This is a genomic window from Streptomyces sp. NPDC101490 (assembly GCF_044767145.1).
Taxonomy (GTDB): Bacteria; Actinomycetota; Actinomycetes; order Streptomycetales; family Streptomycetaceae; genus Streptomyces.
In genome coordinates this window covers 155810-168577 of the sequence record NZ_JBIWNI010000018.1, presented here as the reverse complement: position 1 = coordinate 168577, position 12768 = coordinate 155810, and the positions used below count along the sequence as shown (strand labels likewise).

Below are 12768 nucleotides of genomic sequence, written 5' to 3'. Positions count from 1 at the left end.
AAAGGAACCTCGACCATCCGAAGATGGACGGGGTATCAACTAATCTGGCGTTGATTTTTGGCACGCTGTTGAGTTCTCAAGGTGCGGACGCTTCCATCGTTCCTGTTTCCAGGCCCTCCGGGCGCTTCCTTCGGTATTTCGTGTTTCCAGCCTAGCAGATCCGATTTTCCGTTTCTGCCACCCGCTGGAGCGGGCTGCTGGGGCTGGAATTCGCTTTCGCGCTTTCCGTTCCCGGCGGGGTTGAACATTACCAGGCTTTCTCGGCCTCCCCGACCACTTCCCCTGCGAGCACGCAGAGGTGTAGACCACTGGGGGTTAGGATCTGGCTTGGTAGGTGCTGCCGACCCACGACTCGAAGCCGCGTTGGGGTCAGGCAGGAGTACGACAGTACATCCCGCCGTCAGTAGAGGCAAATCGTTTCCGGTGGTCCCTAGCTCCGCCCAACTGGTACGTCTCGTGCGGAACTGGGACTTCTTATGACTTACGCTTCTGAACAGTACGCCGTCCAGGACAGGTAGTGACGGCGCCACACAATCTCCGCCCCTGGGAGGCTTCCCATGACAACCGTGACGTCGCCGCTTGCTGGACGCGCCATCGGTCTCGCCGCAGTTCCCGACCCGGTCTTCTCCGGTGCGATGGTCGGTCCCGGTACCGCCATCGATCCCGTACGCGAGCTCTCCGAGGCGGTGTCCCCCATCGACGGGGTCGTCGTCTCCATGCACCCGCACGCCTTCGTCGTCGTCGACGGCGAGGGCCACGGTGTGCTGACACACCTCGGCATCGACACCGTTCAGCTCAACGGGCAGGGCTTCGAGCTGCTCGTGAACAAGGGTGACACCGTGACGCGCGGACAGGCCGTCGTGCGCTGGAACCCTGCCGACGTCGAGGCCGCCGGCAAGTCCCCCATCTGTCCCATCGTGGCCCTGGAGGCCACTGCGGACTCGCTCTCCGACGTCGCGGAGGACCGCGACGTCAAGGCCGGCGACGAGCTCTTCGGCTGGAGCTGAGCCGGATCGTCCCCGAGACGACCGCGAGTTCGACATTCATCGCGGCGGCCGGTGCCGCCGCTCTATCGGAGACAGGTGAGATGGAGACAACGCTGCGAGGCGTCGGCGTCAGCCACGGTGTGGCGATCGGCGAGGTCCGGCACATGGGCACGGCGGTTCTCGAACCTCCGGCCAAGCAGATTCCGGCGGACGAGGCGGAGCGCGAACAGGGGCGCGCCCGTCAGGCCGTCGAAGCTGTCGCTGCCGACCTGATTGCGCGGGGCAATCTGGCCGGCGGTGAGGCGCAGCACGTGCTCGAGGCCCAGGCGATGATCGCCCAGGACCCCGAGCTCATCGCCGACGTCGACCGCCGTATCGCCGTGGGCAGCACGGCCGAGCGCGCGATCTACGACGCGTTCTCGCACTACCGCGAGCTCCTCGCCGGGGCCGGCGAGTACATGGCCGGCCGGGTCGCGGACCTGGACGACGTGCGGAACCGGATCGTGGCGCGCCTGCTGGGCGTGCCGATGCCGGGTGTGCCGGACAGCGACGAGCCGTACGTGCTGATCGCGCGGGACCTGGCCCCCGCCGACACGGCGCTGCTCGACCCGGCGCTGGTCCTGGGCTTCGTGACCGAGGAGGGCGGGCCGACCAGCCACAGCGCCATTCTGGCGCGTGCCCTCGGCGTGCCCGCGATCGTGGCGCTGCCGGGTGCGGGCGAGCTCGCCGAGGGGACGATGATCGCGGTCGACGGTTCGACCGGTGAGCTCTTCGTGGACCCGAGCGCGGAGAAGAAGGCCGAGCTGACCCGGGCCGCCGCGGCGCGGAAGGCCGCGCTGGCCACGTCCAGCGGTCCCGGTGCCACCTCGGACGGGCACAAGGTGCCGCTGCTCGCCAACATCGGTGGTCCTTCGGACGTTCCGGCGGCGGTCGAGGCGGGTGCGGAGGGCGTCGGCCTGTTCCGTACGGAGTTCCTCTTCCTCGACGACAGCAAGAAGGCGCCGTCCGAGGAGGCGCAGGTCGAGGCCTACCGCAAGGTGCTGGAGGCGTTCCCCGAGGGCCGTGTGGTCGTACGGGTGCTGGACGCCGGTGCGGACAAGCCGCTGGACTTCCTGACGCCCGCCGACGAGCCGAACCCGGCTCTCGGCGTGCGGGGCCTGCGGTCGCTCCTGGAGCACCCGGAGGTGCTGCGGACGCAGCTGACGGCGCTGGCGAAGGCGTCCGAGGGGCTGCCCGTCTACCTCGAGGTCATGGCGCCGATGGTGGCCGACCGTACGGACGCGAAGGCGTTCGCCGACGCGTGCCGTGAGGCGGGGCTGCGGGCGAAGTTCGGGGCGATGGTCGAGATTCCCTCGGCCGCGCTGCGGGCGCGCTCGATCCTCCAGGAGGTCGAGTTCCTGTCGCTGGGCACCAATGACCTGGCGCAGTACGCCTTCGCGGCCGACCGTCAGGTCGGTGCGGTGTCCCGGCTCCAGGACCCGTGGCAGCCCGCGCTGCTCGACCTGGTGGCGCTGTCCGCCGAGGCGGCCAAGGCCGAGGGCAAGAGCTGTGGTGTCTGTGGCGAGGCTGCGGCCGACCCGCTGCTCGCCTGCGTGCTGACGGGTCTGGGCGTCACCTCCCTGTCCATGGGCGCGGCGTCGATCCCGTACGTGCGGGCGACGCTGGCGAAGTACACGCTGGCGCAGTGCGAGCGTGCCGCCGCGGCGGCTCGGGCCGCCGACACGGCGCACGAGGCGCGGGTGGCCGCGCAGGCGGTGCTGTCCGGGGAGTGATTCCCGGGAGTGCCCGGACGAAGGGGCTTTCCGTCACGGTGGTGACGGGGAGCCCCTTCGTCGTGTGCGGGGTCAGTGGTGGGCGGTCCACGCGTCGTCGGGGCCGGTGGTGAGGGGGAAGCCCGCGCGGTGCTCGACGCCCGGTTCCGGCGGGAGGGGTTCTCCGGTGCGGTTGTCGGTGCAGTAGGCGGCGAAGACCTCGGCCTCGGTGAGGGGAGTGGGGGTGCCACCGGTGAGGCGCCAGCCGTGGAGCCGGTCGGGGGCCCCGGGGGCGGTGGTGCGCAGGACGAGGCCGCCTCGGGTTCCGAGGGCGATGCCCGCGGCGAGTACGGCGGTGAACTCGGCGGCGGGTTCGTCCGCGACCGAGGCGGGCGCGGTGGCGCCGTCGGCCCTGAGGGCGGCGACGAGCTGGTCGGCCGCGGCGGGAACGCTGCAGACGAGGTGGTGGGTGCCGGGTCCCACGGCGGCGAGGAGCCGGGTGAGGAGCTCGGCGGCCCGGTCGAAGGCGGCCTTGCCGATGTCCGTGCCACAGGTGGCGCAGTCGCCCGTGGTGGCGAGGACGGTGGTGGCGTACTCCCAGGTGGCGTGGCGTACGGCGGTGTCGACGAGCTCGGGCAGGAGGGTGCTGAGGGCTTGGCCCGTGTAGGTGACGCGGGCTCCGGTGGTGGCGAGGTGGGCGGTGAAGCGGCCCCGGGTGGTGGGGTGGTCGGGGTCGAGGGCGGTCTCGGCGCACCAGGCCGCGTACTCCTCGGGGTCGAAGAGGGTGACGGTGGTGGGGCCGCCCTGGGTGGCGAGGGTCTTGAGGAGGGCCTCGACCTGCCGGAGGTAGGTGGTGTGGTCGTCGAAGGCGAAGGTCCTGTACCGGCGCATCGCCGTGAAGTCGTGCTCGTCGGCGAGGAGGCCGACGGTGCTGGGGACTTCGCGGCGCAGGGCGCGGCGGAGGCCTGCCGGGGTGGTGCCGGTCCGTGTCATGTTCTCCCCCTGCTCGTACTGCTCGTACGGTCCGATCAGTGCTCACTCACCGTAACCTTCGGCACTGACAGTGACGTTCTGAGGAGGCGTCGGCGGACGAGTCCGCTCTGGGCGGCGGCGGTGGCGACCAGGGCGGCGCCGAGGACGGGCCAGGCGAGGGGGCCGGCGGCGACGAGGCCGGTCATGAGCAGGGGTCCGGCGCAGCGCTGGGTGGACTGGGCGAGGCCGTGGACCCCGAGGTAGGCGCCCTGGGCGTCGTCGGGGGCCAGGGCGACGGAGATCTCCCAGGAGGCGATGGTGTGGAGCATCTCGGCGAAGGTCAGGGCGACGGTCCCGGTGACCAGGGCCGTGACGGCGAGGGTCTGGCCGCCGAGGGCGGAGGCGGCGACGGCGAGGGTGCTGACGGCGAAGAGGGCCGCGACGGGACGGAACAGGCGGCGGGCGGCTTCGGTGGTGGGGGCGAAGCGGGCGAGCGGGACCTGGAAGAGGACGACGAGGGCGCTGTTGGCGACCATCAGGAGGGGCGCGAGGCCGACGGGGGCGTCGGTGGCGTGGACGATCCAGAGGGGCAGGGCGACCTGGAGGATCGAGTCGTGGAGGAAGAGGACCGCGTCACCCGCTGTGAAGGCGAGGAAGCCCCGGTCGCGCCAGGGGCTGGAGGGCTTGGTGGTGGGGGCGGGGTCGGTGGAGGAGGCGGCGATCCGGGAGGCGGGGGCCGGGGGTTCGGCGCAGCGGAGGGTGAGGGCCGCCATCACGAGGTAGGAGAGCGCGTCCCCGATGAGCAGCAGGTGGAACGCGGTGGTGGTGCCGACGGCGAGGGCCCCGGCGGCGCCGAGTCCGCCGAGGGTCCAGCCGATGTTGGAGGTGGTGCGGTTGACGGCCTGGTAGCGGATGCGGTCGGGGCCCGCGACCCGGGCGGCGTAGAGCTTGGTGAGGACGTTGGTGGCGCGGTCGGGCAGGGCTCCCGCGGCGGAGATGAGGACCAGCAGCGCGTAGTCGTCGGTGGTGAGGAGGGCGAGGAGGGCCGCCGAGCGCAGCAGTTGGGTGCAGATCAGGACGCGGATGAGGGGGAAGCGGTCGGCGAGGACGCCGCCGAGCGGGGCGCCCGCGATGCCCGCCGCGCCGGAGACGGCGACGAGGAGGCCGACCTGTCCGAGGCCGAGGCCGGTGACGTAGGTGAAGTAGAGGGCCATGGCCGTGGACCAGAGTCCGGTGCCGCACTTGTCGATGAAGTTGACGAGGAGCATCCGGCGCCCGTCGGGGCCGCCGGGGACGCGGTCCTTGAGTGCTGGTCCGCTGAAGCGGGTGGTACGGCTCAATGGGTCCCCCTTGCGAACTTCTTTGTATCGGTACATAATTGATTACGTGGCAGCACAATATGCGATCGCAGGTACGACAGCCAAGGGGATCGCCGCGTCCGTGGAACGCGGTGTGGCCGAGGGCGGGCTCTCACCCGGCGACGCCCTGCCTCCGGTGCGGCGGCTCGCGGACGATCTGGGAGTGAGTCCCGGGACGGTCGCGACGGCCTACAAGGAGCTGCGGCAACGGGGTCTTGTCCTCACCCGGGGCCGGGGCGGGACCGTCGTGGCCGATGTGCCGTCGGTGGCCTCCCGGCGTCCCCCGCGCGTCCCGCGCGGCCTGGTGGACCTGGCCGGCGGGCATCCGGACCCGGCCTTCCTCCCCGTACTGCGACCGCCGACGACGGTCAGCCCGGTCTACGGGTCCCATCGCGCCGCGCCCCGGCTCCCGGCCCTGGAAGGGGCGACCCGGGAGTGGTTCGAGCGGGACGGGGTCCCCGCGCGGCACGTCACGTTCGCGCACGGGGCGCTCGACTGCATCGCGCGCCTCCTGTCGACGGAGCTGCGGCCCGGTGACGCGGTGGCCGTGGAGGACCCCGGTTTCCACCATCTGCTCGATCTGGTGCCCGCGCTGGGTCTGCGGATGGTCCCGGTGGCGGTCGACGGCGAGGGGATCGTGCCGGAGTCGCTGCGGGCGGCGCTGCGCGGCGGGGTGCGCGCGGTGGTGTGCAGTCCCCGGGGGCAGTGCCCCACCGGGGCGTTCTTCACCCGGTCGCGGCGGGACGGGCTGGTGGCGGTGCTCCGGGAGTTCCCCGAGGTCCTCGTCGTCGAGGACGATCACAACGCGGAGGTCGGCGGGGCGGCGGCGCACACCCTCGCGGCGGCCGGGCTCGACCGGTGGGCGCAGGTGCGGACCGTGTCGAAGCACCTCGGGATCGACCTGCGGTGGGCCGGGGTCGCGTGTGATCCGGTGACGCTCGCGCGGCACGACGGGCGGATGCTGATGACCTCGGGCTGGGTCAGCCATGTGCTCCAGGAGACGGTGGCCGGCCTGTTCGGCGACACGTCGGTACGCGCGCTCGTGGCGGCGGGCGAGGAGGCGTACGCGGAACGGCGCGCGGCGCTGATCGGCGCGCTCCGGGGGCACGGCGTGCGGGCCGTGGGGGCGAGCGGGCTCAATGTGTGGGTGCCGGTGCGCGACGAGTCGGCGGTGGTCAACGGGCTGCGGACGCAGGGCTGGTGGGTCGCCGCGGGGGCCCGGTTCCGGATCGCGGCCCCGCCCGCCGTACGGATCACGACGGCGACGCTCGACGTGGGCGAGGCACCGCGGCTCGCCGCCGACTTCGCCGAGGTGCTCGGGGACGCCCAGGCCACGTACGGCGGGTGAGTGCGGGGGCGGGACGGGTGCGGGGGCAGGGCTTCGGGACTTGCTCCGGGGTTGCCGGACCGGGGCGGGCGGGCAGTGATCGGGGCAGGTCGAGGCGGGTGGGTGGTGGTCGGACCGGTTGGGTCGGGTCGGGGTGTGTGTGCCCGGCACGGCTGGTGGGCCGTGCCGGGCGGTGGGCCGTGCCGAGTGGTTCCACGGCGCGGAGCGGTCGGGTGTGGTGGCGGGGCCGGGCGCTTCGCGTCATGCCCGACGGTCGCGAGCGGTGCTCCGGGGAAGGGCGGGATTCCCCGGAGCGCTCGCGGTGGACGGCCGGTCAGCGGGTGCGGTATGCCTCGGTCAGGGTCTGGTGCAGGGTGTTGCCCCGGCTGTCGGTCAGTTCGGCGCGGAGCGAGACGGAGCGGCCCGGGGCCGGGTTGCGGTAGGACACCGCGCCGTCGACGACGGGGAGCCGGGACCAGGTGGCACCGCCGTCCGTGGACAGCGCCGCGGTGAGGGACCGTACGCCGGTCGTCGCGGCGGCGCCCTGGACGGTGAGCGGGACGGTGACGGGGGCGCCCGCCGGGGCGGTGCCGTCGAGGCCGAGTGCCGGGGTGAAGCGGACGGCGCTCAGCGGCAGCGCCGCCGGGGTCGCCGTGGCGGCCGAGGAGAAGGTCCAGGCGGCCGTCACGCGCCCGCGTGAGGCCGTGCCGTCGCCGCGTGTCGCGGAGGCGGTCAGCCGGTACGAGGCGCGGCCCGGGGTGGTGGTGAACGTGGCGCGGCCGGGGGCGCCGTGCCGGGTGCCGATCAGGACGCCGTCGCGCTGGAGGGTGGTCGTGGCGGCCAGGAAGCGCGGGGCGGACGGTGTGTGCCCGTCGCCGTCGGCGAGCAGCGGGATGTCGAGCGCGAGGGATTCACCGTCGCGGACGCCCGCCGGGCGGGCGCCGGGCGCTCCGTCGATCGCGGGGCCGAAGACGGCGTTGTCGAAGGTCTTGGTCACGGTGGCGCCCGCGCGAACCGGGACGCCCTGGGCCATGTACTGGTTGGGGCGGGTCTCCGGAGTGCCGGGGCCCGTGTAGTCGACGTCCCACGTACCCCGTTCCGGCGTCACGAGGACGGTGGCGGTGTCGCGCGGCTGGAGCGCCCGGCCGAAGCCGATCGTGGTGCCCTCGGCGGGCTGGACGGAGACGAAGGCGGTGCCGGTCGCGCCCTCGGTGGCGGCGCCCCGGATCTTGAGGGTGGCCAGCGAGGCGGTCGTCGGGCGCCGGACGACGCCGGTCTGGGCGTGCGTGGACGTGAAGGTGTAGCCGAGCGCGTAGTCCTGGGTGGCGCCCGCCCAGTAGTTGTCGAACCACTCCTTGACGGAGCCGGGTTCGGCGGCGGGGCCGAGGTGCGCCACCCGCAGGTTGTCGCTCGCCATGACGATGTTGGCGGAGCGGGTGGTGCCCTCGTGGGTGACCTGGACGTAGCCGATGCCGCTGCGGTAGCGGGCGGTCGGCTCCGGCGGGCGGACGTCCACCGGGGCGGTGGTGCGGGCGTCGACGGTGACGGTCGTGTCGCCGGTCAGGTCGAGACGGGGCTGGACGATCCAGTCGACCTCGGAGCCCTTCTCCAGGGTGGAGTCGAGCAGGTAGCGGCCCTTGGGCAGGCGGACGGTGACGGTCCCGGAGGCGTCGTGGGGCGCGACCGCCTCGGCCGCGCCGGGGCCGGAGATCCCGGTGACGTGGGTCAGGTAGTCACCGGTGGCGGCTCCCTGCCGGTCGAGGTGGCGGATGGTGAGGGCGTACGTCTCGGCCGGATCCGCGGCGACGGCGCCCGGCAGCGGCACCGAGAGCGAGGTGCCCGCGAGGACCGTGGCCACGGCCAGGGCGCGCAGGGCGGCGCGGCGGGTGGTGCCGCGTCCGGTGGCCGTGGAGGTACGGAGGGGTGTCGAGGAATCGTTCATGATCAGCACTGCTCGGACCGCCCGCCGCGTTCCCGTGACCTGCGCCACATCGGTCCGGGAGGGTGGTGCTCCCGCTTTCGGCCGGAAGGGGGAGCGCTTCCGGACGGGCGCTTCCGGCTGAGGGGAGTGCTTCCGGACGGGCGCGGCGGTCCGGAGGTTTTCCCGGCGGAGATCTGGCGGGGCGGGAGCTCGCCGGGGCGTGAACTCGCCGGGGCCGGAGCTTTCCGGGACCCGGGGTTCTCCGGCATCGGAGCCACTGGCACCGGACCCGCCGGAACAAGGACTCGCCAGGCCGGGGGATCGCCCGGACGCGGGGGTCGCCCGGACGCGGGGGTCGCCCGGACGCGGGGGTCGCCCGGGCGCGGGGGTCGCCGTCCCTCACGGAGCGCGGGCAGGTGTGGTCCAGGTCACGGGAACCCTGACGAACCAGGGCCCAGTGCCAGATGTGGAATCACCTATGAGAGATCGTTTCCGCGCCGGGGACCCCTCGGCGCTCGGGGAGGCGTACGACGAGCACGCACGCGTGCTGTACCACTACGCCCACCGGGTCTGCGGGGACCGCGCGGCCGCGGAGGACGTCGTGTCCGCCACCTTCCTGGAGGCCTGGCGCTGCCGGGGGAAGGTGCACGCCGACGGCGGCAGCCTGCGCCCCTGGCTGCTGGGCATCGCGACCAATGTCATGCGGGGTGCCGCGCGGGAGGCCCGGCGGCGCGACGCGGCCCTGGCCCGGCTGCCCGAGCGCGGCGTCCTGCCGGACTTCGCCGACGACGTCCTCGCCCGGATGACCGACGGGGAGCAGGTGCGGGCCGCTCGTGCCGCGCTCGGGAAGCTGCGGCGGCGCGAGCGGGAGGTCTTCACCCTCGTGGTGTGGGCCGGGCTCGACTACGCCGCCGCGGGCGAGGCCCTGGGGGTGCCGGTCGGGACCGTGCGGTCACGGCTGTCCAGGGCCCGTGAACGGCTCCGGAAGCTCGCCGAGGCGGAGTTGCGCGCGGTGCGCAGGAAGGACCGGGCGGCCGGAGCCGCCGTCCGGTCCCGGGGGGTGACCGCCGTCCGCTCCCCCGGCGGGACCGTCTCCCCGCCCGTTTCCTCCTCGGCCCGGCCGCCCGCCTCCACGCCCGCGCGTACGGGGGCCGGGGACGGCCCCGGAAGTACGTCCGCCCGTTCCGTCGCCCGTCCCGCCGCCCTCGTGCCCCGACCGATCCCGGAGAACCAGGCATGAACGCCTTCGCCCCCCGCACGCCGCACGCCCAGGGCCACGCGCGCGTGGCGGCCGACGAGCTGCTGCGCGCCGAACTCACCGAGCTGCTGCCCCCGCCGCCCGCGCCCGAGCCCGAACCCGGTCTGCGGCACACCGTGCTGCGGACCGCCCTCGCCGGGGACGGTCCGGGGCGCCGCCCGTCCCCCGCGCGGCGCTCCGGGTTCCGCCTCGCCCGGATCGCCGCGCCGGTCGCCGCCTGCGCGGTGGTGGCCGGTGTCGCCGTGTTCGCGCTCCAGGAAACGCCCGCCGGGGGTCCCGACCGTCCCCAGGTGGGACAGCGGGCCCCGGGCGGCGCGGGCCAGGTGCTGGCCCGGGCCGCGCTCGCCGCCGCCGCGGCTCCCGCGCCGGACGTCCGGGCCGACGGGTACGTCTACGTCCGGAGCCTGGTCGCCCACGCGGGCCGGGCCGCGTCCGGCGGGGCCACCACCCTCCCGGCCGTCCACCGGCGCGAGGTGTGGCTGTCGGCCGACGGCAGCCGCGCCGGGCTGCTGCGCGAACCCGGCGCCGCCGATGTGGAACTCGGCGCGCGGGCGCCCGTGTACGAGCTGGACCACCGGGGTGCCACCCCCCGGAAGACCACCATCGACGTGGCGCCGCCGTCCGTCACGCACCCCACCCACGCGTACGTGGCGACGCTTCCGACGGACCCGGACGCGCTGCTGCGCCTGATCCGTACCGAGACCGGCCGGGCCGGGGGCGACACGGACCAGCGCGCGTTCACCGCGATCGGGACGCTGCTCGCCGAGACCTGGGCGCCGCCGAAGGTCACCGCCGCGCTGTACGAGGCCGCCGCGCGCATCCCCGGAGTGACCGTGCTGCCCTCCGCGAAGGACGCGGCGGGCCGGGAGGGGGTCGCCGTGGCGCGTACCTCCGACAGCGGCGCCCAGACCCAGTGGATCTTCGACCGGGCGACGTCGGCGTTCCTCGGGGAACGCACCGTCCTGACCGAGGCCACGTCGGCCGGGCCCGCGGGCACCGTCCTGGGTGTGTCGGCGGTGCTCACCAAGGCGGCGGCCACCGCCCCCGGCGAACTGCCGGGGGCCGCGCGGGCGTGACCCACGGGTTCCCCGGGAGCACCGAGGCCCCCGGGGGCGGACGTCAGCCTCTGCGGGCGTCCGCCAGTGCCTCGTAGAAGCGCAGCAGGCCGAGGTCGTCGACGGAACCCGCGTTGACGGCCTCGGCCAGCGGCGTGCCCTGGAGCAGCCGCTTGACCGGAACCTCGATCCGCTTGCCGGTGAGGGTGTGCGGGACGCCCGGCACCTCGATGATCTCGTCGGGGACGTGCCTCGGGGACAGCTCCGTGCGGATCGTGCCCTTGATGCGGGCGATCAGTTCGTCGTCCAGGGTGGCGCCCTCCGCCAGGTGGACGAAGAGCGGCATCCAGTAGCCGCCGTCCGGCTCCTCCAGGCCGATCACGAGGGACTCGCGGATCTCCGGGAGCCGTTCGACGGCCTCATAGATATCGGCGCTCCCCATGCGTACACCCTGCCGGTTCAGGGTGGAGTCGGAGCGGCCGTGGATGACGACCGAGCCCCGGTCGGTGATCGTGATCCAGTCGCCGTGGCGCCAGACGCCCGGGAACATCTCGAAGTAGCTGTCGCGGTAGCGGCTGCCGTCGGGGTCGTTCCAGAAGCGGATCGGCATCGAGGGCATCGGGTTGGTGACGACCAGTTCGCCGACCTCGTCGATCACCGGCTGGCCCGAGGGGTCCCAGGACTGGAGGTCGGTGCCGAGGCCCGCCGCCTGGAGTTCGCCGATGTGGACCGGGAGGGTCGGTACGGCGCCCGCGAAGCAGGAGCAGACGTCGGTGCCGCCGCTGACGGAGGCGATCCAGAGGTTCTCGCGGACCTCGTCGTGCAGCCAGCGGAAACCGTCGGGCGGCAGCGGGGAGCCGGTGGTGGCGACGCACTTCACGGACGAGAGGTCGAAGTCCCGGCCCGGGTGCGCGTCCGCCTTGGCGCAGGCCATGACGTACGCGGCGGACGTGCCGTACAGGGTGGCGCGGGTGCGTTCGGCGACGCGCCACTGGGCGGCGATGTCCGGGTGGCCGGGACTTCCGTCGTACAGGACGACGGTCGTACCGGTGAGGAGGCCGGAGACGAGGAAGTTCCACATCATCCAGCCGGTGGAGGTGTACCAGAAGAACACGTCCTCGGGGCCGAGGTCGCAGTGCAGCCCCAGCTGCTTGACGTGCTCGACGAGGATGCCGCCCTGGGACTGGACGATCGCCTTCGGCAGACCGGTCGTGCCGGAGGAGTACAGGACCCACAGCGGGTGCGAGAACGGGACCTGTTCGTAGACCGGCTCGACGTCGGCGGCGACGAGACCGGCCCAGTCGAGGGCGCCCTCGGGGGCCGGGGTGCCGAGGAGCGGGATGTGGACGACCGCGCGCAGGGTGGGCAGCTCGGCGCGGAGTTCGGCGACGGTGTCGCGGCGGTCGTGTTCCTTGCCCCCGTAGCGGTAGCCGTCGACGGTGAACAGGACGACCGGCTCGACCTGCTGGAATCGGTCGAGGACGCTGCGGGCGCCGAAGTCGGGGGCGCAGGAGGTCCACACGCCGCCGACGGCGGCGGTGGCGAGCAGGGCGACGACCGCCTGCGGCACATTGGGCAGATAGCCGCTGACGCGGTCGCCCGGCCGTACGCCGAGCTCGCGGAGTCCGGCGGCGAGGGAGCCGACCTGGCGGCGCAGCTCGGCCCAGGTCACGGGGGCCGGCTCATGTGTCTCGTCCACGGTGAGCAGGGCCGTGTCGTGGGGGCGCTCGTCGGCGGCGCGCAGGGCGTGCTCGGCGTAGTTGAGGGTGGCCCCGGGGAACCAGTCGGCGCCGGGCATGGAGCGGTCGCCGAGGACCCGCTCGTAGGGGGTGGTGAAGCGGATGTCGAACCATTCGACGACCGCCTGCCAGAAGGTCTCCAGCTCGTCGACCGACCAGCGGTGGAGCGCCGGGTACCCGCCCTCGGCGGGAGCGCCGTGGTGCTCGGCCGCCCAGGCCTGGAAGCGGGTGACGGCGGCCGAGGCGATCTGCTCCTCGTCGGGCTGCCAGAGCGGCTCGGTCTGCGCTGATGTCATGGGGGCTGCTCCCTGGCTGTACGCGGGTCGGCGTGTGTCCCGCGCACGTGCTGGGGTGTGCGCGTGACGCGGCTGACAGGACGATGCCATGTGATCGTCTTTCGC

The 12768-nt window shown here is 73.8% G+C and carries 9 protein-coding genes; 5 read left to right on the top strand and 4 right to left on the bottom strand.

The features are described from left to right. Positions 1 to 557 precede the first annotated feature (557 nt). Complete coding sequence (locus tag ACIRQY_RS27045) at positions 558 to 1007, top strand: PTS glucose transporter subunit IIA (protein WP_351795455.1); 450 nt, start codon at positions 558 to 560, stop codon at positions 1005 to 1007. Positions 1008 to 1087: 80 nt separating this feature from the next. After that, the gene (gene ptsP, locus ACIRQY_RS27040) at positions 1088 to 2758 is read left to right on the top strand and encodes a phosphoenolpyruvate--protein phosphotransferase (protein WP_403930215.1); all 1671 of its coding nucleotides are present in this window, start codon (positions 1088 to 1090) and stop codon (positions 2756 to 2758) included. A 72-nt stretch (positions 2759 to 2830) separates the two neighbouring features. On the opposite strand, the gene ACIRQY_RS27035 is transcribed toward ptsP, so the two are convergent. Further along, on the bottom strand, positions 2831 to 3730 hold the full coding sequence (locus ACIRQY_RS27035) for a hypothetical protein (protein ID WP_403930213.1): 900 nt from the start codon (positions 3728 to 3730) through the stop codon (positions 2831 to 2833). 35 nt (positions 3731 to 3765) lie between these two features. Beyond that, positions 3766 to 5049 carry an MFS transporter gene (locus ACIRQY_RS27030; protein ID WP_403930211.1) on the bottom strand — a complete coding sequence of 428 codons (1284 nt, stop codon included), beginning with the start codon at positions 5047 to 5049 and terminating at the stop codon, positions 3766 to 3768. A gap of 46 nt (positions 5050 to 5095) precedes the next feature. Between ACIRQY_RS27030 and ACIRQY_RS27025 the strand changes: the two genes are divergently transcribed. Next, positions 5096 to 6415, top strand: coding sequence for an aminotransferase class I/II-fold pyridoxal phosphate-dependent enzyme (locus ACIRQY_RS27025; RefSeq protein ID WP_403930210.1), 1320 nt, complete (start codon positions 5096 to 5098; stop codon positions 6413 to 6415). A gap of 313 nt (positions 6416 to 6728) precedes the next feature. On the opposite strand, the gene ACIRQY_RS27020 is transcribed toward ACIRQY_RS27025, so the two are convergent. After that, positions 6729 to 8336 (bottom strand): serine protease, encoded by a 1608-nt coding sequence (locus tag ACIRQY_RS27020; protein ID WP_403930208.1) that lies wholly within the window; start codon positions 8334 to 8336, stop codon positions 6729 to 6731. Between the two features lie 457 nt (positions 8337 to 8793). Between ACIRQY_RS27020 and ACIRQY_RS27015 the strand changes: the two genes are divergently transcribed. After that, positions 8794 to 9555: an RNA polymerase sigma factor gene (locus tag ACIRQY_RS27015; protein WP_403930206.1), complete on the top strand. Its 762-nt coding sequence runs from the start codon at positions 8794 to 8796 to the stop codon at positions 9553 to 9555. Further along, positions 9552 to 10649 (top strand): CU044_5270 family protein, encoded by a 1098-nt coding sequence (locus ACIRQY_RS27010; RefSeq protein WP_403930205.1) that lies wholly within the window; start codon positions 9552 to 9554, stop codon positions 10647 to 10649. The genes ACIRQY_RS27015 and ACIRQY_RS27010 overlap by 4 nt, the downstream gene beginning before the upstream one ends. A gap of 43 nt (positions 10650 to 10692) precedes the next feature. Here the strand turns inward: ACIRQY_RS27010 and ACIRQY_RS27005 are convergent, their stop codons facing one another. Further along, positions 10693 to 12663: an acetoacetate--CoA ligase gene (locus tag ACIRQY_RS27005; RefSeq protein ID WP_403930204.1), complete on the bottom strand. Its 1971-nt coding sequence runs from the start codon at positions 12661 to 12663 to the stop codon at positions 10693 to 10695. Positions 12664 to 12768 lie beyond the last annotated feature (105 nt).